The following is a 26,590-nucleotide window of genomic DNA, read 5'->3' as shown; positions in this document are numbered from 1 at the left end:
AGAGATCAGTAGTAAACGATATTCCGCAAAACAGCTGCGCTTGCCGCGGGCTCGCGTCTAAGCCTCCTCGGTCGCTTCGCTCCCTGCGGGGTCTCAGCCGTCTCGCTTTCCCGCAGGCGTCTCCGCTGTTTTGCTCCATATCTTGGATAGTACTGCTAAAACAGATAGAGTTGTCTTTTGCCAATGAACTGCACCAGCGCCGGCGCGTCCGAGGGCTAGGCGAAGCAATGCCCAAAGCGCCGAAGCGGCATATAACTATTTTCTTCACTACTTCACCGTTTCCCGAAGATACGAGGTAATTATTATGAACAATCAAAAATGGCTTTCCCTGAACTTCTTCGCTTTTTTCTTCACCTGGGGCGTCGTCCTGCCGTATTGGACCGGCTGGCTGACCAATGAAAAAGACATGAGCGTTTCTGCAGCCAGCATCATCATGGGCGCCGGCATGATTGCCCGCTCCTTATCGACGCTGCTGTTCTTCCCCGTCATGACCCGCCTGTTCTCACTCGGGCGCCTGATGCAGTGGCTCGCGATCGCTTCTGCGGCCATCATGGCCCTGTACATACCAGCAAACTCATATGCCCTGCTGTTCATCATCACATTCGCCTTCAACCTGGTTTATCCGAATCTCTTGCCCGCCATGGAAAGCGGCGCGACGCTCTTGATGCAGACTGACCGCATCCATTACGGCAAGAGCCGTTCCTTCGGTTCTGTCGGCTATACCATCGCATTGCTGCTGGTCGGGGCGGCCACTGCAGTTTGGCAGGAAAGCGCCATCCTTTGGGTGATGCTTGCAGGGCTCGTTTTCATGGCCATCACCCAGTCTGCCACTTCGCCCAAGCCTTTGCAGATCATTCCGGAGCGCAAGAATCCGGCGGCCAGCGGCGCAGTGCGGCAGCTGCTCAAATCAAAAGCGTTCCTGACCATCCTGGCGGTGACGACATTGCTGCAAGGCGCGCATGCCGCCTATTATAATTACGGATTCATTTACCTGCAGGACCTCGGAGTCAATAGCTTTTACATCGGCATTGTGCTGAACATCGCCATCCTTTTTGAAATCGTCTTTTTCGCAAAAGCCGACACGATTTTCAGCAAATGGTCCGTCTCATCGATGTTCCTGCTCGCAGGAGCCGGTTCGACCCTCCGCTGGGCACTGATTTTCCTCTTTCCGTCGGTCTGGGTCTTCATCTTTACACAAGTGCTTCACGCCTTATCATTCGGCGTTGCCCACTTCGCGTTTATCCGGTATATTTTCAAATCGCTGCAGCCTGCCCATATTCCGGCTGCCCAAGGAATGTACGCAGCCATCGCCATGAGCCTCAGTGTCGCGCTCCTGACTGTAATCGGCGGCTTCCTATATGAAATTTCGCCGGGCTTGTCGTTCCTCGGCATGGTTAGTTTTTCAGCACCGGCTTTTGTATTGGTGCTCTTGACGAAAAAGAAATACAATTATTAAGCTTTCGACCCCCAGAAAACTCCGTGCATGTACGAATAAATAAGTACAAACCATTACGAGGAGCTGGGTATTTTGAAACAAATTTCAGAAAAAGACATCTTAAATCTCATGCACCAATTGGATGCCTTATTAGAAGAACGCCAAAAAGAAAAGTTCGACCACGAAGAAAACGTTCCGGCTGCTTGATTCAGTCCCTTACACATAGAAAACAGCACCGGCCATTTAGCCGGTGCTGTTTTTAAATTGCCTAAAAGAGGATTGGCGCAGATGGTCAGATGACCACCATCGCCAGCACCACGAAAAAGAGGATGCCGAAGATGATGGCCATGCCGAGCATCCATTTCGCTTCACGGTCCATGCCGCGTGCTTTCATTTGGCGGTAGCGGAAGCTATTGGTCAGGACAAACAGCAGCGTCATCAGGAGCACCGCCATATCAAGGTTCCCCATGATCAGAAAAGTGAGGGACGTGATGCTTAGAAAGGCAATCAGTACACCTAGAAGCAATTTATTGTTCAATATTCTCATCTCCAAAAAAGAAAGCCGGCAACAGGGCCGGCTTTTCATGATTATTTTTTCTCTTCGACAGCTTCAAGCGCTTTTTCAGGATGTTCCGAGTAGAACTTCCGTCCGATGAATGTCTGGATGATCAACAGCACACCACCGACTGCCCAATAAACCGGCAATGCAGCCATGGACGTGAACGACACGAACATGATCATGATCGGTGAAATGTAGATGAACAGCTTCATCTGCTGCTGCTGTTGTTCCGGCATCGTCCATAGGGACACTTTCGCCTGGAAGAAGTACACGGCACCCGCGATTAAGGTCATCGCAATATCCGGCGTACCGAGGTTGAACCATAAGAACTCATGGGATTTGACATCCGGCGAATACAAGATGGCAAAGTAGAGGCCCATGACGATCGGCATCTGGATGATAACCGGCAGACAGCCCATATTGAGCGGATTGACGTCATGCTTTTTGTAGAGGCCCATCATTTCCTGCTGGATCTTCATCTGCTCTTCTTTGTCTTTTGACGCTTTCAAGCGCTTTTGGATATCTTCCATTTCCGGGCGCAGCTTGTCCATTTTGACTTTCATGCCTTGCTGGCGTTTGTACGTGCGCAGCATGAACGGCATCAGAACCAGGCGGATGATGACCGTAATGGCAACAATCGCCAACCCGTAACTGCCATTAAACAGATTCCCCAGGTAATCCAGGGAGAAATCAAACGGTGCCACGAACAGTGTATAGAAGAAACCTTCTTTGTTTTCCACGGCCGAACAGCCGCTAAGCAATAAAACCGCAGCAGTCAGCAACGATAATAACGTAATTTTCTTTTTCAATTTAGTCACCTACACCTTTTTTAACTATAAAGAAGTATACCCATAAGCCGGACAAAATTCAATCAGGCACTATGAAACGCAGCAGATTCTTCCCGCTTGTGACAAAATTGAGGCTGCCGGATCTGCTTCCCGGGCCGTTTGAGCGCAAGAAAAAAAGGAGAAAAAATTCTCCTTATTTGGCATTCGGCAGATTGTAGCGGAAATACGGAATGTGCTGGCTGTCGCGGAATTGCTTCGGCGTGACCGTCGTGTATTTCTTGAAAATGCGGGTGAAATAGCTTTGGTTGCAGAAATGGAACTGCTTTGAAATATCGGAAATGCCTTTGTCCGAGTGGCGCAAATAATACTGGGACTCCTCGACGCGGCGCACGTTCAAGTATTCGACAAGTGTGATTCCGGCATGTTCACGGAAGATGCGGGACAGATGGCTGGTCGAAATGTTGAAATGCTTGGCAATGTCCTCTACTGACAGGTCGCGTTCCACTTCGTCGTTGATGAACATCACCACTTTATTGACGGTCTGGTGGCCGAACGAAGGCTGTTTCCGCTCTGAAATGATGGAAGTGAAAAATTCGATCAGCTCATCCGCTACGTAAAGGAACTCCGAATCGTTCATGTGCTTTTCCACCAATTCAACGCAAGCAACGTTGAAGGCGAAGGCTTTTTTAGGCGGCACACGCATTTCGTAGAGTTTACGGGCCATAACAGACGAAAGGACTATATAATAGTTTCTCACTTGCCGGATTGTTTCTTTGCCAGAGCGAACGGCGATCAAATCAATCAATGTACGCAATGTCTGTTTTGCACGGTCTTTTTCCAAATGATGAATTTCATAAATTAATTGAGTTTCTATTTCAAAAAACTTATCCAACCCTTCATATTGGCCAATTGTTTCACTTTCGTTCATGAAAATTTTGGAAATTGTTTCTTGGATTGTTGGCATTGCTATCATATTCATGTTTTCCCCGTCTTTCTTTGCATAAGTTTTTGCAGTCGTTACTCCTACTATATACCGTTATGCTCAATAATAACATAGCTAGGTGCGTAAATTTTTATTTTTTTATGTATTTTATTCAAAAATAAAATGCCTTTTTACCCTATTTAAAGGAAATATATTACCTAAATTTCTCTAGAAAATGTATATTAGCACGTAATCCCAGGCAGGCACTGGCAAGAGAAGCCAATATTTCCCTTAAAAAAATCAAAAAAGCCAGCCACTCGTTGCGAAGGGCTGACCTCTTTCACAATATAATTTATTTTTCTATGTCTTTTTTATCCGGCGGCACTAAAGCGCGGATATGCCGCGGCAGTACTTCCACCAAAAACGGGGTGGCACAACCCTCATCCCCATCTATATTACAAGATAATGGTTCATTTGTCCCGATTGAAACCTTGGTTGTGTGAATAACTTCTACAGCCGGATCTTTTTCCAGCTTGCCGACCAGCATCGCGCCCGCAATCCGGATAAACGCCGGCAATGCAGCATTCTTGATAATGTACAAATGCAGCAGGCCGTCATCCGTCAGCGCTTCCGGCGCCAGCTTTTCAAATCCGCCAACCGAGTTTGTCAGCGCCACTAAGACCAGTTTGGCTTCGCCTTCCCATGTCCCATGGTCATGGGTGATGGTGAAGTATTCTTCTGCATCGGAAGTGATGGCTTTCAGCCCTTCGATAAAGTAGGCGAATGCGCCGAGCTTCGTTTTTTGTTCAGGCGTCACTTCATACGTGGATTCCGCCACTTGGCCGAGCGCAAGGATGTTCATGAAATAATGGTCGCCGACTTTTGCAATATCCACCCGTTTTTCAGATCCGGTTTTCATGCCGGCAATGGCTTCTTCCGGATCGAGCGATATTTTCAGCGCACGCGCAAAGTCGTTCACAGTGCCAAGCGGGACCAATGAAAACAGGGGCTGATGTTCCTGCTCGGCAAGGCCGGAAACCGCTTCGTTGATGGTTCCGTCCCCTCCCATTGCTACGACGAAATCATAATGCTGCTCGCACGCTTCCCGTGCAAATTGCGTAGCATCCCCCTGTTTTTCGGTTGCCCGGGTATCTACGCTATAACCCATCTCGGCGAGCGTCTCTTCAACTTGTTCCCGGTAATCCGACGCTTCTTCTTTGCCGGAAGATGGATTCAATATAAACATCGCTTTTTTCATATGGTTACCTCCGGTGCTATAATGTGGATATACTTCTCTTTACCCCCAATGCATCAAGGGTTAATCCATCAGGTTTTTATTTTCGAAAGTGAGGGAATTTTTTGCGCTCGTTCATCTATATCATCATTTTCTTCGCTTTCTTTGATCTTTTCGCCCAACTGCCGATCATAAGTCCTTTTGCCGTCTCGCTCGGCGCTACGCCGTTCCTTGCCGGATTGGCGGTGGGCATGTATTCGTTAGCCAACATTTTCGGCAATATCGCCTCCGGCGTCGTTTCAGACCGCAAAGGGCCGTATGCCATTCTGGTCTTCGGCCTCCTCGCTACAGGAGCCGTCTTGTTTGCCTATAGCTTATCCGCCGGCCCCTATAGCTTGCTCGCCATCCGCTTTTTCCATGGATTGGCGGCGGGCTTGACCGTCCCGGCGGCTTTCACTTATCTGGCAAACCGGACCGACCATAGCCGCCGCGGCAAAAGCGCTGCCGTTTCCGGTGCTTTTGTCGGCCTCGCTGCCATAATCGGCCCTGCTTATGGCGCCATATTTGCGAACCGCAGTTCTGTTGAGGAAACAATGAGCTTCACGGGGACCTTATTGGCCGTTTTTGGCGTTGTGGCGTTCTTCGCGCTGAAGGGCCAAACGATAAAAAAAGAGCCCCGGCCATCAAAGCCGTTGGCGTTTTCCGATATAGTCCGCAACCGGGGGTTGATCCAATCATTCACCGGGGCATTTTTCCTGATGTTCTCACAAGGCGTCCTTGCCTATATGCTGCCTTTGAAAGTGGAAGAGCTAGGGTTCGGATCCGAAATGAGCGGGCTTTTGCTCAGCACGTTCGGCATTGCAGCAATCCTTGTCTTCCTGCTGCCGGTCAACCGGCTTTTCGATAAGATCAGGCCGCTGCATACCCTGTTTGCCGGCTTTATCCTGATGGGGCTGTCGCTGCTTTTGCTCAGTGCATCTTCTTCCGCTTTCGGGATGTATTCCATCATGTGTACATACGGCATCGGCTTCGCGTTCCTATTCCCGTCCATCAATTCCTTGCTCATCGATTCGACGGAAGCCGAATCCCGCGGACGGGCCTATGGCTATTTCTACGCATTCTTCTCACTGGGCGTAGTCGCTGGATCCAGCTTCACCGGCGCGCTTGCGCTTTCTGCAGACCAAGGCTTCGCAGTGACCGGCGGCCTGCTTGGCGCCGTAGCCGCCGCTGTTGCGCTTATCGAGAAGAAAAACCGGCAATGAAAAAGGATGGTATGAAAACCATCCTTTATAAATTATCTGTATTGAGCCTAGTTTCAGGCGCGATTGTCTTCGTGTTTTCGGCTTTTTCTTCGCTGATATCGTTCGATGATAATTTGAAATCGTCGTTTTCGGTGTCTTCCGGTGCGTCTTCGTTATAATACTGGGCACCTGCCAGACCGCCTTCGTTCGTCATCTTGTTTTTGCGCATATCGGTAATGTCTGTTTTTCTCTCTGTTTCCTTGGCGGCATTTTCACGGTTTTGCGATTCCAGATTTTGTGACTCCATATAAGAATTCACCTTCTCTTTCGCATTATTGAAAGCTACAGTCGCTTTTTCCCGATTTTCCGGCTTTTTAAAATATGCGTAGGCTCCTGCGGCCAACCCAGCCAGCAACAACCCTTTATTGCCTTTTCTTCTAGCCATCCGCTCCACTCCTTTTAAAATAACTGTCATATTACCTGTATACCCTTTTGCATCTGTTTTAGTCCTGCCGACTCATTGGCCGGCATCGATTTTATTTTTGGCTAGTTGCATGTCGACATGTGGGATCCCGTCTTCATCATAAGCTTCCGAAACAGGGATAAATCCGAACGACTCATAGAAGTCTTGCAGATAGACCTGCCCCTGCAGCTGGATTCCATCCGGATTCCATTCGCTGAAGATATAATCGATCGACCTTGTCAGCAGCTCTTTTGCCAGCCCTCTGCCTCTCGCATCCGGATGGACAATGACGCGGCCGATGGATGGCAAGCTGTACTTGACGCCGGCGGGAACCAGGCGGGCATATGCCAAAATCCGGCCATCTTCCGTATAAGCCATATGGATTGATTCCTCATCCAAGCCATCCAACTCGGGATATGGGCAATTCTGTTCGACAATGAACACATCGACCCTCAATTTCAAAATTTCATATAGTTTTTTCACTGTGAATTCTTCAAAATGGTTGGTAGTCCAGTTCAAAACTCCTCGCCTCCCTTTACTCCCATTATTCCACAACAGTGGCTATTCGGGGGTTTTTTTGATATGATTACGAAAAGAATTTCAGAGGTGATTACATGATCCGTACAGGCACCATTGATGACATTGCATCTGTCCAGGAAATCGCATATATCAGCTGGAATGATACTTATGAAGGCATCATTCCCTCTCCCATACAAAAAAGCTTTTTAGAAAAGTCCTATTCGACGCCCATGATGGAAATGAGATTAAAAAAAACCATCATGCTCGTCGCTACCCATGACGGGGAGCCGGTCGGCTTCGCGAATTTCACGAAGCTTGACCAGGACGGCGATGCCGAATTGATCGCCCTTTACTTGAAACCGGAGTATCAGCGCAGCGGCTACGGCAAGCAATTGCTGAGCAGCGGCCTCTCCTATTTGCTGGACGGCTCAGAGCTTTCCGTTTATGTGGAAGCCGAAAACGAAAAAGGCCGGAATTTCTATGAAGCCACAGGATTTGAATTTGTCGAGGAATTCGAAGATTTGTTCGAAGGCTATCCGCTGCGGACAGCCAAATACGTCTATAATCTGAAAACACCCGCTTTTGTATAAAAGCGGGTGTTTTTTTGTCTGTTGGGAATCTTCCCATGAAAAAACACCCGCTCGTTGCACAGAGCGGGTGTTTCCTTATAGCGGACGGTTGTCGTTGTCTTTTCTCAGACGCTCATCAGCACGCCGCTTCAAATCATCACGTTCAACGTAGGTATCGTTGTCTGTATGCTGTTCCTGCTCACGAAGGCGCTGCTGTTCCATTCTACTGCGCTCTTCTTCAAGCTTGCGGTGCTCTTCTTGCAGCCGCTGTTCTTCGGTGCGGCGGTGTTCTTCTTCACGCAAACGCTCTTCATCGCGTTTATGTTCGAGGTCGCGCAGGCGGTCTTCCTCATGGCGGACCGAATCCTGGTCGCGCAGCCGGTCATTGTCATAGCGCTGCTTGTCGTTGTCGTATCTGCCATTGCCGTTTCGCGGTTTGCGCACCAAGCACATGATTGCCGCAATATAGAAAAGGATGGAAGTCAAACTCATCAACCCGGCAAGAACCCCTGCCACAATGAACATCACACCCGCCGCTTTCGGATTGCGGTTATGTCCAAGACGAGCCACTGCGAAAAGTGCGAAGATCGTGCTCAGGACCAGAAGTGCAACAATGACCCATGCGACTACATCAAAACTTGTCAGCAATCCATCGATCAAAGCCTGGGTATCTCCCATATCTCCTATTGTCGGATCCGCAACAATCTGCTCTTCCAGCATCTGGCGGAATTCAGGGTCGTTCTCAATATTCCCCAGCCCCAAGATGGCGAAAATCAGAAGTGCAATTCCCAGAACATTGAATACAATGCCGATAATGCCAAGCGTCTTCTCGCCCGCTCTGCTGACGTCTCTTTCTTCATTCATCCGAATCACCTCTTTCTCAAGATTTTTCCTATTAATAGATAAGGAAAAGAATAGTTCATTCCTTCCATTCCCTCTAAATTTTTTAATAAAACCTGTTTAGAATCTCCAGTGGCGGGTATTTAATTAATATCAGCATGAAAAACCTAATTTTGAAAGGGGTTCTAAATAATGGAAAAGAAATTAATCTTTAACCAAGCAGACTTTATGTATGGTATCGGTGGAGCTTCAATTTTAACAGCAATCGTCTTTTTAATGACAGGACTATAATTGGAGGTCAAGATGCACAATTACATACGCGAACCATAGCAAAAGCAATCCACTATTAAGATCAGCGGATTGCTTTTTTGCATGCCTTAAATTTTCACATCATCGTAATCTTTGTAGCGGTCGAACGCCACAACAACGTAGGAGCAGACCGGCTCGATCTTGTAATTGCGCTCCCGCGCATAAACGGCGGCCTGGTCCAGCAACTTCTTCGCAAGGCCATGGTTTCTTTTTTCCTCTGCAACGAAAGTGTGCTCGATGACCATGACATCCGCCAACTGCGTCCAGGTGATCTCCCCGACGGTCTCGCCTCCCTCTTCGAGCTGGTAAGCGAACTCTTCATGCCCAAGTTCCTTCAATTTGAATTCCACAGTGTTTTCTCCTCCTCGCACTTACTTATTGATTGCCAGCGGACGGAGCGACGCTTCGATCTGTTCACGTTTCGGCTCCAGGAACGGCGGCAATGCCAGTTTTTCGCCGAGCGTCTCCATCGGTTCATCGGTTGCAAATCCGGGTTCATCTGTCGATAATTCGAAAAGAATGCCGTTCGGCTCGCGGAAATAGATTGCTTTGAAATAATAGCGGTCCACTTCGCCCGATGTCATGAATCCATTCGAACGCAAGTAATCGTTCCATTTGCTGTATTCCTCGTATGTTTTCACGCGGAACGCGACGTGGTGGACGCTGCCTCTTCCGGGTCTTTCAACAGGCAGGTCTGTGCGCTCCTCTAAATGTACTTCGCCGGCCGGGCCGCCTTTTCCTGTTGAAAACACTAAAATTTCTTTCATTCCCGGAACTTGCGGCGGATATGAACCGATTTGCCGGAACCCCATGATCTCCGTCAACACTTTCGCCGTCTTGTCGTTTTTCCGGACGGTCAAACGGACATGGCCGAGGCCGACAATTGCGAAGTCTTCCGGAATGCCCGCTTTTGCCCACGGAATTCCGTATTCGATGCCGGTGCCGTCATCAACGACCAGCATCAGCCGGGAACCTTCGAAATCTTGGAAAGCGAGTGCACTGCGCCCGAACACTTCCGCAATTTCGCCGTGCGGCACTCCGTGTTCGCTGAAACGGTCCATCCAATAATGGAGCGCCTCTTCGCTCTTGACCCGCAGAGCGGTATTGCTGATGCTTGAAACGCCCGCATAGGTCCGCCCTGCCATCGGAATATCAAAATACGTCATGTCGGTTCCCGGAGTCCCTACTGCATCAGCATAGAAAAGATGGTAGGAAGATGTCGAGTCCTGGTTGACGCTTTTCTTCACCAAGCGCATGCCAAGGATCCGTGTGAAAAAGTCATGGTTTTTGTCTGCATTGGCGGTGATTGCGGAGACATGGTGGATGCCTTCTAATTTCATGGTATATTCCTCCTTTTAATTATCTTGAATTCGAGATATTAATCATATCATAGCACCTCCTTTTATCCGGTGCAAGAATGTGGATTGGCAGCTGCAAAATAAAAAAACAGGCAGTCCCGGCAATGCCTGGAACCGCCTGTTTATCAAATTAGCTCACCAATCCACGGATCCCGTCGATCAGTCTGTTGAAAAAATTCTTTACGCCTTGCCAAAACCCTTCGTCGTTGACGACTGTGCCGATTTTGTCTTCAATCGTCTTGCTCAGATCTTCCAGCTGCGTCGACCATTTTGAAAAGTCGATGTCGAGATTCCGGATGCGGTCCATCAAATCCACCAGCAGCTGGCGGTCTTCCGGGCTCAATTCAATCTGGAGCTTCGCCAATTGCTCTTCGACAATTTTCTCCACTTCTTCACGGGTAGCCGGATCTTGTGCAGCGATCTCCTTTTTGATTTCTGTCAGGAGTTCGCTGACCTTCTCATCGCTCACGCCGTTATCTGCCAGTTCAGTAGCAACTTCGAGTTCATCGTTTGCGACATCGGTCCGCTCAGGGTCCAATTGTTCGCCGTTCACTTCATACGCTTTGTAGATGCCGACCAGCGCAGAATGTCCCGTTACCGCTTTCGGCGCAGCAACTTCGACCGTCGCATCTTCAATTCCCGCTGTCAGCATCGCATTGGCGTACATTTCAGAAGTAACTTGCGTGATGTTGTCCGGCGTCACGATTTCGATGACCAGCCCTTCACCGGCTTCTTTGCGGGTGATTTTAGCGGATGAATACATGCGTGCCCGCGGGTCGCCGTCTTTAATATATGCGACCAGGTCTTCACCGGTCACTTCGATTTCTTCCACTTCCGCTTCTTCAGCGACGCTCAAACTTTCCGCAACGCTTTGTTTCTCAGCATCGGAGAGGTTGCCGCCATAAACGACGATCGGTACCCCGAGTTTTTCATTTATGCCTACGTTTGCTGAGCCTGCTTGCGGCGCCAGCAAGGAGAATGCCAGTATGATGGTGATAATTGCTATCATTTTTTTCATGTTGATTGCCCCTTTCTCCAAATTAATACGCTTTTAATCGGAAAAGGTTGCGTCAGCGCGTTAATTTGGTCCAGCCTTCTTCTTGGGTGATTCTGCGCTCTTTGTACAAACGCCCCATGGCGCGTTTGAACGCGGCTTTGCTCAAGCCGAACATTTCAAAGATTTCATCCGGCGAAGACTTGTCCGTGAACGGCATTTGGCCGCCGGACTCTTCGAGATAGCGCAAGATCATTTCTGCATCATCCGACAGGCGCTCCTGCTTGCGCGGCAGCAGCGAGCCATTGAGCGTGCGGTCTTCTTTGACACCGATGATGCGCACTGTCTTTTCTTCCCCAAGGCGTGGTTCTGTTTCGCGCTCTGATTCATGGACGAACACGCGGTACATTTCAGGCACCGTCAGCATGAACGAACCGACCGGCAACAAGCGGTATGCCCGCGCTTTCAAGTCTTTATTGAAGACTTCTTCAGGTGCCGGGGCACTCAGCTCCAGTACCGTTTCTTCTGTCGCCAGCCGTCCGTATAGATCGCCGTAGCGGTCTGTCCGCAGCGTCATGAACAGATGGTCGCCTTGCTGCGGCCATAATTCCTGGACTTGCGGAAGGTCCGCGGGCAATACATAGACTTCACGCGTCGTGCCGATATCCACCACTGCGCCTTCGCGCGGCGAGACTTTCAGCACTTTCGCCCAGCCATAGACACTCGGCAGGATATGCGGAATCATTGGCGTCGCCGCGATGCCGCCTTGGCGGTTGCGGTAGAGAAACACCTCGATTTCCTCTCCGACTTCCTGTCCCTCTTCTATTTCTGATGCATTCATGACAACTTCATCGCCTGATCCATCCGTCAATACCCACAGCGATGTGGAACGGTCGATAATGCGCAAAGTCGCTTTCAATCCTGGGTGCAAACTCATATTGCAGCCTCCTTCTATTTAACTTTCTTTTTGGTCATTCTTCAGTTTTTCCATCTTCGCCAAAAGCTCCGGGCTTTCCTCGAGCACTTGGACCAGATCCGCTATGCGGTCGATGGAATTCCAACTTAAATGGTGTTCGATGCCTTCGACGTCCCTGTAGATGCGTTCCTCTTCCACCCCGATCACCCGCAGAAACTGCTCCAGCAAATCATGCCGCTTCAACAGGCGCTTGCCGAGTTTTTGGCCTTTCGGCGTCAGTACCAGTCCGCGGTACCGTTCATAGATCAAATATCCGTCTTTATCCAGCTTTTGCACCATCTTCGTCACAGATGACGGCAGCACCGACAAAGTTTCCGCGATATCGGATACTCGCGCATAGCCTTTTTGCTCGATCAGTGCGTATATTATTTCAATATGGTCTTCCATACTCGGAGTCGGCAAAGTCGTTCCCTCCTTAACATAACTCTCTTCAGTTTACTATACCGCTACCGCTGAAACAACTGAACCCGCGTAAAGGCGGCGCTCACCAAATTTTCTGGATGTTTCATTATAACTAAGCTGGGGTACAGATTAATAACTCGAAAGAAAGGTTAGGTGAAAAGCATGGGACGTATTCTTTGGATTATATTAGCAGTTATTATTGTTATTTGGTTAATCGGATTCTTAATGGATGTAGCCGGCGGGTTAATCCACATCCTTCTAATTATCGCAGCTATCATTTTAGTTATTAACTTGGTTACAGGCAGAAAAGGCGTTTAGCCACTCATAAGCAACCATAAAAACAAGGCCGGGGACAAATTGTCCCCGGCCTTGTTTTATTGTCTGATCTTAGCGTAGACACATGTGTCCCGAAGCTTATTCTTTGAAATCGAGTCGTTCCGCAGGATGCCTTCAAGCTCGAAGTCCAGTCGTTCAGCAACTGCCCGGCTGCGCACGTTTTCGGGATCGCAGCGTATTTCGACGCGGTTCGCTTCAAGCTCTTCGAAAGCGAAACGCGTGATGCGTTCGACCGCTTCCGTCACATAGCCCTTGCCTTCGAATTTATGGTCGACCCAGTAGCCGATTTCGAATTTCCGGACTTCCCAATTGATGCGATGGAGGCCGGAAGAACCAATAAATTCCCCGGTTTCTTTCGAAAAGAAATGCAGGCGTAGATCCTTACGAAGCTGGAAATTCGCCGCCGCTTCGATCAGCACCGCTTCTGTTCCTTCGAGTTCCGGCTTGTTCTCTGCGAAAGGCAGCCAAGGGCGGAGCGACTCCAGCGAGTGCAGCACCGCCTCGTAGCATTGCACCGCATCTTCCCGCCGGGGTGCACGGATCAGCAGGCGCTCCGATTCGAACTCATCCGGGAACTGGAGCAGCACCGGATTGAACTGGGGCTGCTTTTTGCCGATCAGGATATCATCCCAGTGGACCGGCGTCGTAATGCCGGCTTCCCAGTCTTCCCGCGTCATGCCGTAGGTCACCGCGTCGTAATAGCGGTTTTCCTTCGGCGCAAACCATGCTTGGCGGATATGGGCTTCTTTGACAAAACCTGTCCGTTCGAAAGCTTTGCGCATGGCGAAATTATCGTGCCGCGTGTTGCCTTCGAGCCTGATTTTCTTCTCCGGCAAGGAAAACACGAAATCAGCGATCATTTTCAGTGCTTTCGGACCGTATCCCTTGCCTCGGTACGGCTCCGCAATCCGCAGGTCAAACAGCGGAATATCGTCCTGAAGATCGAAAATCTTCACAAGGCCCACTTGCTCGCCTTCGTCATTTTCAATCCAAAAAGTCCTTACTTGATCACTTTTATAGCCGCCTTCTTCGATCGTCTTTTCGATCAATGCGCGGACCGGATGCTCCTGTCCGTGGAACGGCCAGGAGTTGGTCGTCATGAATTCAATAAGCTGTTCCTGCTCTTCGATCGTCCACTCCGTCAACTTCACTGCATTATCCCCCATGTTGCTGTTACTTTTGAATCTTCACGAGCCGGAGCGCATTCAAGATGACCAGCAAGGTCGCACCCATATCGGCAAAGATGGCGATCCATAACGTCAGCCATCCTGGAATGATCAGAAGCAAAGCGATAATTTTCAAACCCAATGCGAAAATGATATTTTCCTTTATTATACGCAAAGTTTTTCGGCTTAGTCGAATAGTATATGGAAGTTTCTCTAAATCATCCGCCATGAGGGCGATATCTGCGGTTTCAAGAGCGGCATCGGTGCCGGCTCCGCCCATCGCAATGCCGACAGATGAAGCAGCCAGGGCCGGCGCATCGTTCACGCCGTCGCCGACCATGGCGACCGGTCCGTAAGCCGCCTGCAGTTCTTTGATCGCCGACAGCTTGTCTTCAGGCATGAGGCCTGCACGCACATCGGTCACGCCAATCTGAGAAGCGATGGCAGCCGCGGTCGCCGGATGGTCTCCTGTCAGCATGATTACTTCTTCGATGCCCATGCCTTTCAGGCTTTCAATGATTGCCGGGCTTTCGCTGCGGATGGCATCAGCCACTGCCACAGCGCCGATCAATTCCATTTCGGAAAATACCGCCATGACCGATTTGCCGCTTTGCTGCAATTTCCGGTATTCGTCCGGTACGGCAAAACCGGCTTCCTCCGCCCAGTCCAGGCTGCCGACACTTACTTGGACGCCGTTGACTAAAGCGGTCACTCCTTTGCCGGTCACGGATTTGAATCCGGTCACGCTATAGGGTTCCGGCACTTGGCTGGTGATGGCGCGTGCCAGCGGGTGCTGAGACATCGCTTCGGCCGAAGCCGCAATTTTCAGCACTTCTTTTTTCGTGTAGCCGGCTTCTGAAAGGACGTCGGCCAGTTCAGGGAAGCCTTTCGTCAACGTGCCGGTCTTATCGAACGCTACAGCTTTGATGCGCCCGGTTTCTTCGAGATGGATGCCGCCTTTTATAAGGACCCCTTGGCGTGCCGCGTTGCCGATTGCGGTCACGATGGCGACCGGCGTGGACACGACGAGCGCACATGGACAGCCGACGACGAGCACTGCCAGCCCTTGGTAGACCCAAAGCTCCCAGTTCCCGGTCACAAAGCTCGGAACGAGCGCCACCAGGAACGCGATCACAATAATAGCGGGCGTGTAATACTTCGCGAATTTATCGACGAATTGCTGGGAAGGCGCTTTTTCAGCCTGCGCTTCTTCCACCAAATGGATGATTTTCGCAATCGTCGTGTCTTCCACGCGCTTGGTCACCGTGATTTCAAGCGCGCCTTCTTCGTTCATCGTTCCGGCAAACACTTCATCCCCCGGATGCTTCGCAGCCGGAATCGATTCGCCAGTAATCGCAGCCTGGTTGACCGAGCTTTCGCCGCGCGCCACCGTGCCGTCCATGGCAATTTTCTGCCCCGGTTTAACGATCATCGTATCTCCGATGCGAATTTCTTCGGTTTCCAGTTCAATCAGCACACCGTCCCGCTGGACCAACGCGCGTGAAGGTGCCAGATCCATCAGCCCGCGGATGGACTGCCGGGCTTTGTTCATCGAATACGACTCCAGCATTTCGCTGATAGCGAACAGGAAGACGACCACGGCCCCTTCCCGCCATTCCCCGATGATGGCCGCCCCGATGATGGCGATGGTCATCAATGTCTTCATGTCGAATTGGAACCTCGCCAAATTCTTGAGGCCGGTCCCGAACATATGGTAGCCGCCGACCACCATCGAGCCGGCGAACAAGCCGATGGCGAGCGGATCCCCTTCAGACGTCTGGAAAGAAACAATGATCCCCATGATCAATAAAACCAGCGACGCTGCCGTTTCAATGGTCTGCCGGCGTTTGTAGAAAGGCACATGCGGCACTTTCTCTTTTTCCGGGTAGACACGGATATGGTCGAAAGCTCCCGCTTTTTCAAGCTCTTCAATGGATACATTGCCGTCCACCATCAATTTGGAAGCCCCGAAGTTCAGGTTCACCTCTTTGATGTTCGGCATTTCCCGGATATTCTTTTCGAACTTCGCCGCACAGCTTGTGCAGGAAAGGTTTTCAAGACGGTATGTCTTTTGCATGCTGCCCACCTTCTTTCGCGTGTTCATGCGCAATCGTCACCAATTGATAAACGTGGCTGTCCGACAAGGAGTAATACACTTGCTTCCCTTTTTTCCTCGACTTCGCCAGTCCCCGCTCCCGCAAATAGCGTAGATGATGGGAGGCTGTGGCGGTCGAAGAGCCGATGACCGCCGCGATGTCACAGACGCACATCTCCTCTTCGATGGTCAGGGCATACGCAATATTCAAGCGCGTCTCATCAGCCAGGGCCTTGAATAAGTTCGCCACTTCCGACAAGTCCGCCATATGGTTTTGGACATTCTCCACCACTTCCGGATGGACTTTGGTAACTTCACAGATTTCTCTCATGCCGCATCCCTCTTTCATTCAAACCTCGGTTTGATTGTTACAGCCAGTATACGATTTTGCCGCCTCTTAGTCAAACATTCGTTTGAATGAACGTATTTACAGCGGCAGAAAAAAATGATAAAGTTTTACCTATTGGCCAGACCCGGGACTTCTCTGAGAGTGAGGAGTCAAAAATAAACTCTATCTAAAAGGAAGTGGAATTTTTTGAACACCATGTCTTATAAAGAACAATGGTTCGGCAATATCCGAGGAGATATCCTGGCCGGAATCGTTGTTGCGCTAGCCTTGATACCGGAAGCGATCGCGTTCTCGATCATTGCCGGTGTGGACCCGATGGTCGGGCTGTACGCATCGTTCTCCATTGCGGTCATCATCGCATTCGTCGGCGGGCGCCCCGCCATGATTTCAGCAGCAACAGGCGCCATGGCGCTGGCTATGGTTTCGCTGGTGCGCGACCACGGGCTGGATTATTTGCTTGCAGCAACCATCCTGACCGGAATCCTGCAAGTGCTTTTCGGCGTTTTCAAAATCGCACGCTTTATGAAATTTATCCCACGTGCCGTCATGATCGGCTTTGTCAATTCGCTGGCCATCCTGATTTTCATGGCCCAAGTGCCATTCATTTTCGGGGTCAATGCCGTTACGTATGTGTTTGTAGCCGCGACGCTTGCGATCGTCTACATCCTGCCGCGCTTCTTCACGGCGATCCCGGCTCCGCTCATCGCCATTCTGGTGCTGTCGGGCATCGTCATGTATACGGGGATGGACATGCAGAACGTCGGCAGCCTCGGCACCATTTCACAGACCTTGCCGACCTTCTTCCTTCCGGATGTGCCGCTCAATTTCGAAACCTTGCAGATCATTTTCCCGACCGCTTTGGCGCTGTCGATCATCGGCCTGCTTGAATCACTGCTCACCGCGTCCATCATCGATGACGCAACGGAAACTGACTCGGATAAGAACAAAGAAGCGCGCGGCCAAGGGATCGCCAACTTCATCACCGGGTTCTTCGGCGGCATGGCCGGCTGTGCGATGATCGGCCAGTCCGGCATCAACGTCCGCTCCGGCGGCCGGGGCCGGCTGTCCACTTTTGTCGCAGGCGCTTTCCTGATGTTCCTGATCATCGTCCTCGGGGAATGGGTGGTCCAGATCCCGATGCCGGTGCTTGCCGGCATCATGGTCATGGTCTCGATCGGCACATTCGACTGGGGTTCATTCAAGTATGTGGTTTCTGCCCCACGGTCCGATGCCATCGTCATGCTGTTGACCGTTGTAGTGGTCGTTTACACGCATGATTTATCCAAAGGCGTCTTCGCCGGCGTCATCTTGAGTGCCATCCTTTTTGCCGCGAAGATTTCGAAAGTGGAAGTGCGAAAAGAAGGGTTGGGCAAGGGTTTGTCGAATGTTTATACAATACACGGGCAATTGTTCTTCGCTTCCACACAGGATTTTGTTTCCGCGTTCGATGACGTCGAACCGGCGGAACGGATCACCATCGATTTTTCAGATGCCAATGTCTGGGATGACTCAGGGGTCGGTGCAATCGACCGGGTCATGAACAAGCTACAGGCAAAAGCTGAAACAGTGGAAATTACCGGATTGAATGAATCGAGCCAGAAGCTTGTCAGCAAACTGGCGACGTTCGGCAAGCCCGGCAGAAGTTCAAGCCAACATTAAGGGGGGACTTGATATGTACCAGAAAATCCTCGTCGCGGCAGATGGTTCCGACCATTCAAAACGCGCCGCACGCGAAGCCGTGAAGATGGCAAAATCGAACCCCGATGCTGTCGTCACATTGCTTTACGTCATCGACTATGAAAAAGCACGCAATGAAATCCTCCATGGGCAAAGCAGCGACGAAGTCCATTTCGAGCGCCGCAAGCATCTGCTGCCGCTCGAGGAGATCTTCCGTGATGCAGGCGTAGCTTTTGAAACAAAAACGCTCCACGGCACCCCCGGCCCGACCATCGTCAAACATGCCAACGAAATCGGCTATGACGTCGTCTTTATCGGCAGCCGCGGGTTGAATGCCCTGCAGGAAATGGTGCTCGGCAGCGTCAGCCATAAAGTGGCGAAGCGCGTGCAGGCACCTGTCATTATCGTGAAATGAAAAAGAGCAGTCCACGGAAATTCCGGGGACTGCTCTTTTTGGTATAATCGAGAAAAAAGAAAATGGTGATGTCAATGGAAAAAGGGAACTTGAATTCGATAGCAGACATTGAAGGCGTAACAGTCGGCCACACGACGCTGGATGCGGACCTTTCGGAAACCGATGCCGTCCGCACGGGCGTCACGGCCATCCTGCCGCATGCCGGCAACTGGTTCGAAGAAAAAGTGCCGGCCGCGAGCTTTGTATTGAACGGTTTCGGCAAAACCGCCGGCCTTATCCAGGTGGATGAACTCGGAGTACTCGAGTCGCCGATCATGCTCACGAACACGTTCAGCGTAGCGGCTGTACTGCAAGGGACCATGGACTGGATGCTGAAACAGAACCCGGCAATCGGCGATTCGACCAGTTCACTCAATATCGTGGTCGGCGAATGCAATGACAGTTACTTGAATTCGATGCGGCTCATGGCCGTCAAACCGGAGCACGCAGCGCAAGCGATCGATTCCGCTTCCGCCGATTTCGCCCAAGGGGCTGTCGGGGCCGGCAAAGGCATGATCTGCTACGGCGTCAAGGGCGGCATCGGCTCCTCATCCCGCATTGCGCGGTTTGAAGATGAAGCGTTCACCGTCGGCGCATTGGTGCTGTCGAATTTCGGGCGCAAGGAGGAAATCGCCATTGCGAATTGGCAGCCCGATTCCCCCGCTCCTGAAAAACCGGATGGTTCGGTCATCATTGTGGTTGCCACCGATGCCCCGCTCGACAGCCGCCAGTTGAAGCGCGTTGCCAAACGGGCCGCCATCGGCCTCGGACGCACCGGCACCCATATCCACAACGGCAGCGGCGACATTATCATCGCCTTTTCCACTGCCGGCCGCGTTTCCCACTATTCCAAAGAAGCGTTCCGCACCGCTACACTGCTCCGGGATGAGCATCCGTTGATGGCCGAGTTGTTCCAAGGCACCATCGAAGCAACCGAAGAAGCGGTCTACCAGTCGCTTTTCCATGCCGAAACCACCACAGGCCGGCTGGGCCGCGTCATTGAAAAAGGAGAATTTAACTAATAAAACCGCTCCGGGTTATCGGAGCGGTTTTTTCAGACAATCGAGAAACCTTCGAGAGAAAAGTTAATGAGAGAAACAAACCCGTTAACCCGCTTCGGCCGCTTTGGGCATGGCTCTAGCTATGAGCCGAGAAGAACACTCGTCTCATAGCTTCGCCTAGCCCGAGGACGCGCCGGCGCTGGAGAGGCTTACTATCAGAGGAATGTACATAATATGAAGCTGATAGAGTAAAATTCTCTGAGATATAGAACAAGACAGCGCAGAAAACCATACTGCTCCTGCGCAAGTTCGTCGCCAAGACATGGCTCAAAGCGCTCAACAATTTTTCATGTACTGAACTATGTAGAGACATTAGCATACGGTTTTACGAAGCTGTTTTGACGAATATCAGTTTATCAATTAAAACACAGAGAATTCAGATCTTTCTCAACAACCAATAAAACCGCTCCGGGTGATCGGAGCGGTTTTTATTTTACAAGAAATAATACCCGGCACTGAACAGCAGGATGCCGCTCAGGAGTGTAGCCCCGAGGTAGCCCGCTGCCTGCAGCAGGCAGCCGTCCTCGAAATCCTTTACGGCATCAAGCGCCATGGTGGAAAACGTGGTAAAAGCACCGAGGAAGCCGGTTATCCAGAACAGGGAATCGCTCCCGGCACCAAGGAATGCGCCTAGCACGAACGATCCGGCGCTGTTGACGAACCAGGTGGCAATTTTCGGCTGGGCAGAACGGCTTTCAGCCAGCATATAGAAGCAATAGCGGGCAAAAGCCCCCAAGAAACCGCCCAGAGCGATCGCAATCATCCGGCGCCCCCCTTTCTGCCGGCGGCCAGTCCAGCAGCTGCTGCTGCTGCTGACAAAACCGTCATTCCCACTGCAAACAGCAGCCCTTGCACAAAGGACGCTTCGATCAAGCGGAACCATTCCGCCGAAAACGCAGAAAACGTCGTGAAGGAACCGAGCAGGCCAGTGGAAACAAAAAGCCGGAACGGGGCAGACTTTTGCTGAAAGCGGCCTGCCACCCAGCCAAGAAAGAAGCTTCCGAGCAGATTCACTGTCCATAACGCCGCCGCGGAGGACGCCATTTCATATATGCCTGCCCTTAATAGAGCCCCTGCCATCCCGCCAAATCCTACCGCTAATCCGTTCTTCACCCCGACCGACCCCAAACCGTTTTCTCCAGTATAACTTACTCGGCAAGCAAGGTTAAGACCGACCCTTCCACTTCCTCTTGGAGCACAGTTTCATGATAATCGCCGCTTGCCCAGTCATCCACTTGGTTGTGGAAGAAATCCGACTTCATATGGCCGCTCAATCCGGGGCCGACAATGTGGTGGGCACTCGACAAGTCGCTCAGATCTGCAACGAAACGCCACGAGGCTCCGTGGTCGACATTGCCTTCGCTGTCAAATGCAGCTGCCTGGACGGTAATGTTCGAACCGCCGATCGGGACAGGGTCCGGATTCAGGAACTCGGCAAATATCGGGGAAGCTCCGGCAAGCGGATGCGGAAATGTCAGTTTATGGTCTTCGCCCCATTCCCAATCTTCGGGGTCTTCCCCAAATTCCTCTTCAATTTCACGGACACTTGTCTCCAAAGCGTCCGCCAGCCATTTGCCGGTGCCGCCATACTCCTTGATCCATGCGCCTTCGTTGCCTTCGAATGCATCCCGCATCATTTCATCGGTGATGTGGTTTTTGCCGGGCAGCAGCGTAAAGACATCTTCAGGGAAACTTTCAGCGAGCAAGGTTTCCGGCAGCTGCTTTATCCATTTATGGAACACGAGCGGCGCTGCCTGATGGCGGCTGTCCACCTGATCCCATTCCGCCATCATCGCAAACAGCTCATCGAATCGATCGGTCTCTTTCTGCACTTCAGCCATCATTTCATCGAGAAACTCAGCCGCATACAAATTTTTCTGGTCCATCTGCAGCGCAATCATGTCTTCTTTCGTCAAATCATCCGATGCTTCCAGCACTTCTGCAATCCGTTCATAGCGATAAGGCTGCGCCCAAAAATCGGAGATGTGGTATGGGTAGGAATCATCGACGACTTCGTTGTTCGCCGTAGCGATAAATCCGCTTTCCGGATTCACGACGGTCGGCAGCTCATCGAATGGCACAAAGCCTTCCCAGCCGTAGTCGGCTGAATCGCCTGGGACCGGCAATTGCCCGTCGCCATTTTTCCGGATTGGAATGCGCCCGTTCGCTTTATAGGCGATCGTCCCGTCAGTCGAAGCGAAGACGAAATTCTGAGCCGGCGCCTGGAAATCTTCGAGGGCCGCTTCAAACTCTTCCCAGTCCGAGGCTTTATTGAAGCTCAGCACCGCCTGCAGCTCAAGCGTCGGTTCGAGCGCTGTCCATTGCATCGAGAATTGCGCCCCGGGATCCTCTTCTTTATAGATAACATCCGAAATAATCGGGCCGTGGCGCGTCACAAGCACATCGAAATCCTCGGTCTCGCCGTCTTTCACTTTGATCGGTTCTTTCCGGACTTCCGCCTGTTCCCATTCGCCTTCATAGAGGAATTGGGTCGGGTCCTCCGGATTCGGCGTCTCAATGTACAAATCCTGCACATCCGGACCAACGTTCGTCACTCCCCAGGCGATTTTCTCGTTATGGCCCAGGATGATTCCAGGAATCCCGGCAAAAATGACGCCGCTGACATTCTGTTCCGGCGATTTCAAATGCATCTGGTACCAGATCGACGGCGTCGACAAGCCCAAATGCGGATCATCCGCCAGAAGCGGCATGCCGCTTTCCGTCTTGTCGCCGGAAACGACCCAGTTGTTGCTGCCGTTGAACTCCGGCGGGACTAGCGATGAATCGAATGCTCCCGCAACTTGCACCGGCTGTTTTTTATTGGCCGCAATGATGGCAGGCGCGTCTTCCGGATATTGGATGAAAAGCTCTTTCGCTTTGGGTTCCGGGAATTCGTTCAGCGCCCAGTGGCGGACGGCAAGCGAAGACCAGTGGCCGCCCAGGTCATAAGCCATGAATTTTCCGATCGTCAGCGAGTCGGTCGGCGTCCATTCTTCGGGTTCGTAGCCAAGCAAGGCAAACTCATAGCTCAGCTTGCCTTCCTTTTTCGCTTCTTCCATGAATGCATTGACCCCTTCGGCGTACCACTGGAGCACTTGCTTCGCATCCGCATCATAGCCTTCCCAAGATTTTTCGGCTGCATCGCGCAAACTGAACGCGCGGAAGAATTTATCCCGGTCCACTGCTGCAGCGCCCACCACTTCCGCAAGCCTTCCGCTTGCCTGGCGGCGCGACAAGTCCATCTGGAACAGGCGGTCCTGCGCCTGAACGTAGCCTTGTGCCCGGTAGAGGTCCGCATCCGACTCCGCTTCGATGTGCGGGACGCCGATCGAGTCGCGTGTCACTATGACATTGCTGTCAAGGACGCCGACTGACAGTTCCCCCTCTACCTGCGGGCTCGACTTTCCTATGTAAACGTTTACAAAAATGAGTGCCGCGACTGCCAATATCAATACGCCGCCTAAAACCCCTAAAACCCATTTTAGCCATTTTCTATTTTTCGGCTCTTTCCCCACTTGCTTTCCCCCCTTATTGCTTTCTTTTGTTCTGTCTATTCCTTTCGACCGGCAGCCGGCAAATCCCTTTTTCCCCCATAAATAAAAGCCCGCCAGAAGCGGGCTCAATGGTTGATATCTTCTTCGCCAAGCACCATTTTCACTTTCGGCACCTGCTTTTTCTCCGTCAGCACATAAAGGACGTCGCCGACTTTAAGTTTCGTCGTCCCGGTCGGCATGACCAGCTTTCCTGATCGGATAATGGCACTGATCAGCGTCTGCTTCGGAAGGCCGATCGTCTGAACCAGCTGCCCGGCAAACGGCGATTTCGCAGTCAGCTCCACTTCCAGCATTTCCGCATTCGCCCGGTCCATTGAAATCAGCTCAAGTGAATGGATGCGTTTCGGCAATGCCCGGCCGTTCAATTTAAGCTTCATGGCCATATAGGGAATGGTCGAACCCTGGATCAATGCAGAGGTCAACACGATAAAGAAGACGATATTGAAGAACAGGTAGCTGTTCTCCACACCCGCAAGCATCGGGAAAGTGGCCAGCACGATCGGCACCGCTCCCCGGAGCCCTGCCCATGAAAGGAACAGCTTCTCGTTCAAACTGTAATTGAAGAACAGCGTGGAAATAAAGACGGCAATCGGCCGCGCCACTAAAATGAGTACGAACGACAGCACAAGTCCTCTCCACATGAGATCCCAGTCGAACAATTGGCTCGGGAATACCAGGAGCCCGAGCAAAACGAACATGATGATCTGCATTAGCCACGCGACCCCTTCATGGAAACTGATGATCGAGTAGCTCTGCGTCAATTGGCGGGTCCCGATGACAAGCGCCGCCAAATAAACGGCGAGCAAGCCGCTGCCATGAAGCATCGCGGTCGCACTGTAAATGAAAATGGCAAATCCGGCGGATAGGACAGGATACAGTCCGGAAGCGTCCAGTCGGATCCGGTTCAGCGTCCAGGAAGCCAGGAAGCCCAAAGTCACTCCGAATACTGCCCCAAGCCCCATTTCCAGAATGAAACTGCCAAACATGGTCCCGACGGAAGCTTCAGGCAAAGTAATAAGTTGGATGAATGCGATTGTCAGAAACATTGCCATCGGATCGTTGGTTCCGGATTCCGCTTCCAGCGTTGAAGAGATTTTTGATTTGATATTCTGTCCGGCAAGAACGGAAAATACCGCCGCCGCATCGGTCGAGCCGACGATCGAACCTAAAAGAAAGGCCTCAAGCCAGGAAATATCGAGGATATAATTTGCGGTTACCGCTACAATGGTGGTGGTAATGACGACTCCAATGGTCGCGAGGGACAAAGAACCGCCGAGAACAGGCTGGATGTGCTTCCACTTTGCCTGCAGCCCCCCTTCAAAAAGGATGAAAATGAGTGCTACGATGCCGACCAGCTGGGCAATTTCCGCGTTTGAAAAATAAATCAATCCCGAGACATCGCTTCCCAGCACCATCCCGATAATCATGAACAGCACCAGGGACGGCACACCGGCCCTCGATGAAACCTTCGTCATCAGCACTCCGGCCAACAGGAAAATCCCACCCATGAGGATCAAACCGTTAGTCGAGAATTCAATCATAACGGACCTCCTTTTATTGTCAGATAGTTTAGTATATCATAATCCTCTTTCTACATAAAAAACGGCCGCCTTCGAAAGGCGGCCGCTCAGGGGTCAAAAAGAATCTTCCCCGACGATTTTCACTTCAAGTTCAAGATCGATTCCGAACTTTTCACGGACTGCCGATTTCACCATTTCAATCGTTTGGATATAATCGTTCGCAGTCGCATTGTTCTTATTGACAATAAATCCGGCATGTTTTGTGGAAACTTCGGCTCCGCCAAAACCTTTGCCCTGGAGGCCGCTTTCCTGGATCAGCTTGCCGGCAAAATTTCCCGGCGGGCGTTTGAAGACACTGCCTGCTGATGGGAACTCAAGCGGCTGCTTGGATTCCCGCTGATGCGTCAAATCGCTCATCTTTGCATCGATTACTGCCTGATTGCCGAATTCCAATTCAAACTCTGCAGACAGGACATAATAGCCTTTTTTAGTAATGATGCTCTTCCGGTAGCCGAGTTCCAAGTCTTCCTTGGAAAGGACTATTTTATCGCCTTCGCGCGTCAATACCGTCGCCCGCGTGATGATGTCCTTGATTTCGCCGCCGTAAGCCCCGGCATTCATCGCCATGGCTCCGCCGATGGAACCCGGGATGCCGCAGGCAAATTCAAATCCGGTCAACCGGTTGGATGCTGCAGCTTTCGAAACCTCTTTGATATTGGCTCCGCCTTGTGCATAAACAGAAGTGCCTTCGATCCGGATCGTTTTGAGGCTCTTCAAATTCAAGACGATGCCCCGGACGCCGCCGTCGCGGACCACCATATTCGAACCGTTGCCCAAAAGCAGCAGCGGAATATTGTTCTCGTGTGCATATTTCACTGCATAAGCAGTCTCATCTTCAGTTGTCGGTGTAACAAATATATCGGCCGGCCCACCCATTCTTGTTAACGTATGGAGGTGTAGCGGTTCATCGATTTTCACATGATCCTCAGCCAAAAAGCGGCGGAGATCGGTCATCCATTGTACTTTCGTCATCCCAAGCAAATCCCTTCTTAACTTTTCACTTCTAATAGTATCTATTTTTCTAGCCGATTTGACAAGGGAAAGCCCTATCTTCCGTTCTAAAGTCCGATAAAATAAATATCTTTAATTCGAGATATTTTAATATGAGATTATTGACACCGAGATAAGTATGGGTTATAGTTTGAATAGAATAAACATTCTTAGGAGGAACTCACAATGAAAAAATGGACAATCGACCCAGCACACTCTGAAATCGGCTTTTCGGTAAAACACATGATGATCTCGAAAGTAAAAGGCTCATTCACTTCTTTTGACGCAGAAGTAGAAGCGAACGAAGAAGATTTGACAAATGCCTTGATCGACTTCAAAATCGATACTGCCAGCATCACTACAAACAACACGGACCGCGATAACCACTTGCGCTCTGCAGACTTTTTCGATGCTGAACAATACCCGCACATCACGTTCAAAGCGAACGAAATCGTCCAAAAAGACGACGAGTACGAACTGAACGGCAACCTTACAATCAAAGGGGTTACCCGCCCTGCTACATTCGAAGTTGAATACGGCGGCAAAGGCACCAACCCATGGGGCGTCGAAGTCGTCGCTTTCAATGCGGAAGGCAAAATCAACCGCAAAGACTTCGGCCTTACTTGGAACCAATCACTTGAAACAGGCGGCGTGCTAGTAGGCGAAGATATTAAGATTTCGCTAGAACTGCAAGCAAATCCTGCTTAATTTCAAAAAAT

Annotated in this window: 28 protein-coding genes; 8 read left to right on the top strand and 20 right to left on the bottom strand. The window is 51.0% G+C overall.

Going from position 1 to position 26,590, the window contains the following annotated elements; translation table 11 throughout:
- The first annotated feature begins 304 nt into the window (after window positions 1-304).
- The gene (locus tag ACTL32_RS15050; protein WP_441342259.1) at window positions 305-1,456 is read left to right on the top strand and encodes a 3-phenylpropionate MFS transporter; all 1,152 of its coding nucleotides are present in this window, start codon (window positions 305-307) and stop codon (window positions 1,454-1,456) included.
- A 271-nt stretch (window positions 1,457-1,727) separates the two neighbouring features.
- Here the strand turns inward: ACTL32_RS15050 and ACTL32_RS15045 are convergent, their stop codons facing one another.
- The 4 genes from ACTL32_RS15045 to ACTL32_RS15030 form a co-directional block, all read right to left on the bottom strand.
- Complete coding sequence (locus tag ACTL32_RS15045; protein WP_441342293.1) at window positions 1,728-1,982, bottom strand: hypothetical protein; 255 nt, start codon at window positions 1,980-1,982, stop codon at window positions 1,728-1,730.
- A gap of 41 nt (window positions 1,983-2,023) precedes the next feature.
- Window positions 2,024-2,803, bottom strand: a complete 780-nt coding sequence (gene yidC / locus ACTL32_RS15040; RefSeq protein ID WP_204893428.1) for a membrane protein insertase YidC — start codon at window positions 2,801-2,803, stop codon at window positions 2,024-2,026.
- Between the two features lie 172 nt (window positions 2,804-2,975).
- Complete coding sequence (locus ACTL32_RS15035) at window positions 2,976-3,761, bottom strand: helix-turn-helix domain-containing protein (protein ID WP_204893430.1); 786 nt, start codon at window positions 3,759-3,761, stop codon at window positions 2,976-2,978.
- Between the two features lie 295 nt (window positions 3,762-4,056).
- Window positions 4,057-4,962 (bottom strand): diacylglycerol/lipid kinase family protein, encoded by a 906-nt coding sequence (locus tag ACTL32_RS15030; RefSeq protein ID WP_441342258.1) that lies wholly within the window; start codon window positions 4,960-4,962, stop codon window positions 4,057-4,059.
- A 101-nt stretch (window positions 4,963-5,063) separates the two neighbouring features.
- Here ACTL32_RS15030 and ACTL32_RS15025 point away from each other — a divergent pair, with 101 nt between their 5' ends.
- Window positions 5,064-6,200 (top strand): MFS transporter, encoded by a 1,137-nt coding sequence (locus tag ACTL32_RS15025; protein WP_441342257.1) that lies wholly within the window; start codon window positions 5,064-5,066, stop codon window positions 6,198-6,200.
- 25 nt (window positions 6,201-6,225) lie between these two features.
- On the opposite strand, the gene ACTL32_RS15020 is transcribed toward ACTL32_RS15025, so the two are convergent.
- Both ACTL32_RS15020 and ACTL32_RS15015 read right to left on the bottom strand, forming a co-directional pair.
- Window positions 6,226-6,624 carry a hypothetical protein gene (locus tag ACTL32_RS15020; protein ID WP_441342256.1) on the bottom strand — a complete coding sequence of 133 codons (399 nt, stop codon included), beginning with the start codon at window positions 6,622-6,624 and terminating at the stop codon, window positions 6,226-6,228.
- A gap of 72 nt (window positions 6,625-6,696) precedes the next feature.
- A complete protein-coding gene (locus ACTL32_RS15015; protein WP_441342255.1) occupies window positions 6,697-7,161 on the bottom strand; it encodes a GNAT family N-acetyltransferase in 465 nt (154 codons plus the stop codon).
- Window positions 7,162-7,256: 95 nt separating this feature from the next.
- Between ACTL32_RS15015 and ACTL32_RS15010 the strand changes: the two genes are divergently transcribed.
- Window positions 7,257-7,751, top strand: coding sequence for a GNAT family N-acetyltransferase (locus tag ACTL32_RS15010; protein WP_441342254.1), 495 nt, complete (start codon window positions 7,257-7,259; stop codon window positions 7,749-7,751).
- Between the two features lie 75 nt (window positions 7,752-7,826).
- On the opposite strand, the gene ACTL32_RS15005 is transcribed toward ACTL32_RS15010, so the two are convergent.
- From ACTL32_RS15005 to mntR, 6 genes are all read right to left on the bottom strand, one after another.
- A complete protein-coding gene (locus ACTL32_RS15005) occupies window positions 7,827-8,594 on the bottom strand; it encodes a DUF4064 domain-containing protein (RefSeq protein ID WP_441342253.1) in 768 nt (255 codons plus the stop codon).
- A 353-nt stretch (window positions 8,595-8,947) separates the two neighbouring features.
- Window positions 8,948-9,229: a GNAT family N-acetyltransferase gene (locus ACTL32_RS15000; protein ID WP_441342252.1), complete on the bottom strand. Its 282-nt coding sequence runs from the start codon at window positions 9,227-9,229 to the stop codon at window positions 8,948-8,950.
- Window positions 9,230-9,250: 21 nt separating this feature from the next.
- Window positions 9,251-10,219, bottom strand: a complete 969-nt coding sequence (locus ACTL32_RS14995; protein WP_441342251.1) for a ring-cleaving dioxygenase — start codon at window positions 10,217-10,219, stop codon at window positions 9,251-9,253.
- Window positions 10,220-10,367: 148 nt separating this feature from the next.
- Entirely contained in the window at window positions 10,368-11,255 is an 888-nt protein-coding gene (locus ACTL32_RS14990; protein WP_441342250.1) for a DUF1002 domain-containing protein, read from the bottom strand.
- Window positions 11,256-11,307: 52 nt separating this feature from the next.
- On the bottom strand, window positions 11,308-12,168 hold the full coding sequence (locus ACTL32_RS14985; protein WP_441342249.1) for a CvfB family protein: 861 nt from the start codon (window positions 12,166-12,168) through the stop codon (window positions 11,308-11,310).
- Between the two features lie 18 nt (window positions 12,169-12,186).
- Complete coding sequence (gene mntR / locus ACTL32_RS14980; RefSeq protein WP_441342248.1) at window positions 12,187-12,609, bottom strand: transcriptional regulator MntR; 423 nt, start codon at window positions 12,607-12,609, stop codon at window positions 12,187-12,189.
- A gap of 162 nt (window positions 12,610-12,771) precedes the next feature.
- On the opposite strand from mntR, the gene ACTL32_RS14975 reads away from it, so the two are divergent.
- Window positions 12,772-12,927, top strand: coding sequence for a lmo0937 family membrane protein (locus tag ACTL32_RS14975; RefSeq protein ID WP_204893450.1), 156 nt, complete (start codon window positions 12,772-12,774; stop codon window positions 12,925-12,927).
- 56 nt (window positions 12,928-12,983) lie between these two features.
- On the opposite strand, the gene ACTL32_RS14970 is transcribed toward ACTL32_RS14975, so the two are convergent.
- The 3 genes from ACTL32_RS14970 to ACTL32_RS14960 are packed head-to-tail and all read right to left on the bottom strand — an operon-like array spanning window position 12,984 to window position 16,537.
- Window positions 12,984-14,096 (bottom strand): GNAT family N-acetyltransferase, encoded by a 1,113-nt coding sequence (locus ACTL32_RS14970; protein ID WP_204893451.1) that lies wholly within the window; start codon window positions 14,094-14,096, stop codon window positions 12,984-12,986.
- Between the two features lie 22 nt (window positions 14,097-14,118).
- Complete coding sequence (locus tag ACTL32_RS14965) at window positions 14,119-16,188, bottom strand: heavy metal translocating P-type ATPase (RefSeq protein WP_441342247.1); 2,070 nt, start codon at window positions 16,186-16,188, stop codon at window positions 14,119-14,121.
- Entirely contained in the window at window positions 16,166-16,537 is a 372-nt protein-coding gene (locus ACTL32_RS14960; protein WP_204893453.1) for an ArsR/SmtB family transcription factor, read from the bottom strand. Before ACTL32_RS14960 ends, ACTL32_RS14965 begins: the two co-directional genes overlap by 23 nt.
- A 213-nt stretch (window positions 16,538-16,750) precedes the next feature.
- Between ACTL32_RS14960 and ACTL32_RS14955 the strand changes: the two genes are divergently transcribed.
- From ACTL32_RS14955 to ACTL32_RS14945, 3 genes are all read left to right on the top strand, one after another.
- Entirely contained in the window at window positions 16,751-18,214 is a 1,464-nt protein-coding gene (locus ACTL32_RS14955; protein WP_441342292.1) for a SulP family inorganic anion transporter, read from the top strand.
- 13 nt (window positions 18,215-18,227) lie between these two features.
- A complete protein-coding gene (locus ACTL32_RS14950; protein ID WP_204893455.1) occupies window positions 18,228-18,647 on the top strand; it encodes a universal stress protein in 420 nt (139 codons plus the stop codon).
- 74 nt (window positions 18,648-18,721) lie between these two features.
- A complete protein-coding gene (locus ACTL32_RS14945) occupies window positions 18,722-19,708 on the top strand; it encodes a DmpA family aminopeptidase (RefSeq protein WP_441342291.1) in 987 nt (328 codons plus the stop codon).
- Window positions 19,709-20,180: 472 nt separating this feature from the next.
- Here the strand turns inward: ACTL32_RS14945 and ACTL32_RS14940 are convergent, their stop codons facing one another.
- The 5 genes from ACTL32_RS14940 to murB form a co-directional block, all read right to left on the bottom strand.
- Window positions 20,181-20,510, bottom strand: coding sequence for a fluoride efflux transporter FluC (locus ACTL32_RS14940; RefSeq protein WP_441342245.1), 330 nt, complete (start codon window positions 20,508-20,510; stop codon window positions 20,181-20,183).
- On the bottom strand, window positions 20,507-20,860 hold the full coding sequence (locus tag ACTL32_RS14935) for a fluoride efflux transporter FluC (RefSeq protein ID WP_441342244.1): 354 nt from the start codon (window positions 20,858-20,860) through the stop codon (window positions 20,507-20,509). Before ACTL32_RS14935 ends, ACTL32_RS14940 begins: the two co-directional genes overlap by 4 nt.
- Before the next feature lie 35 nt (window positions 20,861-20,895).
- Complete coding sequence (locus ACTL32_RS14930) at window positions 20,896-23,262, bottom strand: penicillin acylase family protein (RefSeq protein WP_441342243.1); 2,367 nt, start codon at window positions 23,260-23,262, stop codon at window positions 20,896-20,898.
- A gap of 104 nt (window positions 23,263-23,366) precedes the next feature.
- Entirely contained in the window at window positions 23,367-24,842 is a 1,476-nt protein-coding gene (locus tag ACTL32_RS14925; RefSeq protein WP_441342242.1) for a potassium/proton antiporter, read from the bottom strand.
- A gap of 93 nt (window positions 24,843-24,935) precedes the next feature.
- On the bottom strand, window positions 24,936-25,853 hold the full coding sequence (gene murB, locus ACTL32_RS14920) for a UDP-N-acetylmuramate dehydrogenase (RefSeq protein ID WP_441342241.1): 918 nt from the start codon (window positions 25,851-25,853) through the stop codon (window positions 24,936-24,938).
- A 204-nt stretch (window positions 25,854-26,057) separates the two neighbouring features.
- Between murB and ACTL32_RS14915 the strand changes: the two genes are divergently transcribed.
- The gene (locus ACTL32_RS14915) at window positions 26,058-26,579 is read left to right on the top strand and encodes a YceI family protein (RefSeq protein ID WP_441342240.1); all 522 of its coding nucleotides are present in this window, start codon (window positions 26,058-26,060) and stop codon (window positions 26,577-26,579) included.
- Window positions 26,580-26,590: the final 11 nt, after the last annotated feature.

Origin of the sequence: Planococcus sp. FY231025 (genome assembly GCF_052078085.1) — a bacterium.
Classification (GTDB): domain Bacteria; phylum Bacillota; class Bacilli; order Bacillales_A; family Planococcaceae; genus Planococcus.
The sequence above is the reverse complement of the archived record's forward strand: the minus strand, read 5'-3'. Positions and strand labels throughout refer to the sequence as shown.

Bases quoted from the DNA above. Each gene is read 5' to 3' on its own strand.
- ACTL32_RS15050 (WP_441342259.1), top strand. From the start codon at position 305: ATGAACAATCAAAAATGGCTTTCCCTGAACTTCTTCGCTTTTTTCTTC.
- ACTL32_RS15045 (WP_441342293.1), bottom strand. From the start codon at position 1,982: ATGAGAATATTGAACAATAAATTGCTTCTAGGTGTACTGATTGCCTTT.
- ACTL32_RS15035 (WP_204893430.1), bottom strand. From the start codon at position 3,761: ATGAATATGATAGCAATGCCAACAATCCAAGAAACAATTTCCAAAATT.
- ACTL32_RS15030 (WP_441342258.1), bottom strand. From the start codon at position 4,962: ATGAAAAAAGCGATGTTTATATTGAATCCATCTTCCGGCAAAGAAGAA.
- ACTL32_RS15020 (WP_441342256.1), bottom strand. From the start codon at position 6,624: ATGGCTAGAAGAAAAGGCAATAAAGGGTTGTTGCTGGCTGGGTTGGCC.
- ACTL32_RS15010 (WP_441342254.1), top strand. From the start codon at position 7,257: ATGATCCGTACAGGCACCATTGATGACATTGCATCTGTCCAGGAAATC.
- ACTL32_RS15005 (WP_441342253.1), bottom strand. From the start codon at position 8,594: ATGAATGAAGAAAGAGACGTCAGCAGAGCGGGCGAGAAGACGCTTGGC.
- ACTL32_RS14995 (WP_441342251.1), bottom strand. From the start codon at position 10,219: ATGAAATTAGAAGGCATCCACCATGTCTCCGCAATCACCGCCAATGCA.
- ACTL32_RS14990 (WP_441342250.1), bottom strand. From the start codon at position 11,255: ATGAAAAAAATGATAGCAATTATCACCATCATACTGGCATTCTCCTTG.
- ACTL32_RS14985 (WP_441342249.1), bottom strand. From the start codon at position 12,168: ATGAGTTTGCACCCAGGATTGAAAGCGACTTTGCGCATTATCGACCGT.
- ACTL32_RS14975 (WP_204893450.1), top strand. From the start codon at position 12,772: ATGGGACGTATTCTTTGGATTATATTAGCAGTTATTATTGTTATTTGG.
- ACTL32_RS14965 (WP_441342247.1), bottom strand. From the start codon at position 16,188: ATGCAAAAGACATACCGTCTTGAAAACCTTTCCTGCACAAGCTGTGCG.
- ACTL32_RS14960 (WP_204893453.1), bottom strand. From the start codon at position 16,537: ATGAGAGAAATCTGTGAAGTTACCAAAGTCCATCCGGAAGTGGTGGAG.
- ACTL32_RS14955 (WP_441342292.1), top strand. From the start codon at position 16,751: ATGTCTTATAAAGAACAATGGTTCGGCAATATCCGAGGAGATATCCTG.
- ACTL32_RS14950 (WP_204893455.1), top strand. From the start codon at position 18,228: ATGTACCAGAAAATCCTCGTCGCGGCAGATGGTTCCGACCATTCAAAA.
- ACTL32_RS14945 (WP_441342291.1), top strand. From the start codon at position 18,722: ATGGAAAAAGGGAACTTGAATTCGATAGCAGACATTGAAGGCGTAACA.
- ACTL32_RS14940 (WP_441342245.1), bottom strand. From the start codon at position 20,510: ATGATTGCGATCGCTCTGGGCGGTTTCTTGGGGGCTTTTGCCCGCTAT.
- ACTL32_RS14925 (WP_441342242.1), bottom strand. From the start codon at position 24,842: ATGATTGAATTCTCGACTAACGGTTTGATCCTCATGGGTGGGATTTTC.
- murB (WP_441342241.1), bottom strand. From the start codon at position 25,853: ATGACGAAAGTACAATGGATGACCGATCTCCGCCGCTTTTTGGCTGAG.
- ACTL32_RS14915 (WP_441342240.1), top strand. From the start codon at position 26,058: ATGAAAAAATGGACAATCGACCCAGCACACTCTGAAATCGGCTTTTCG.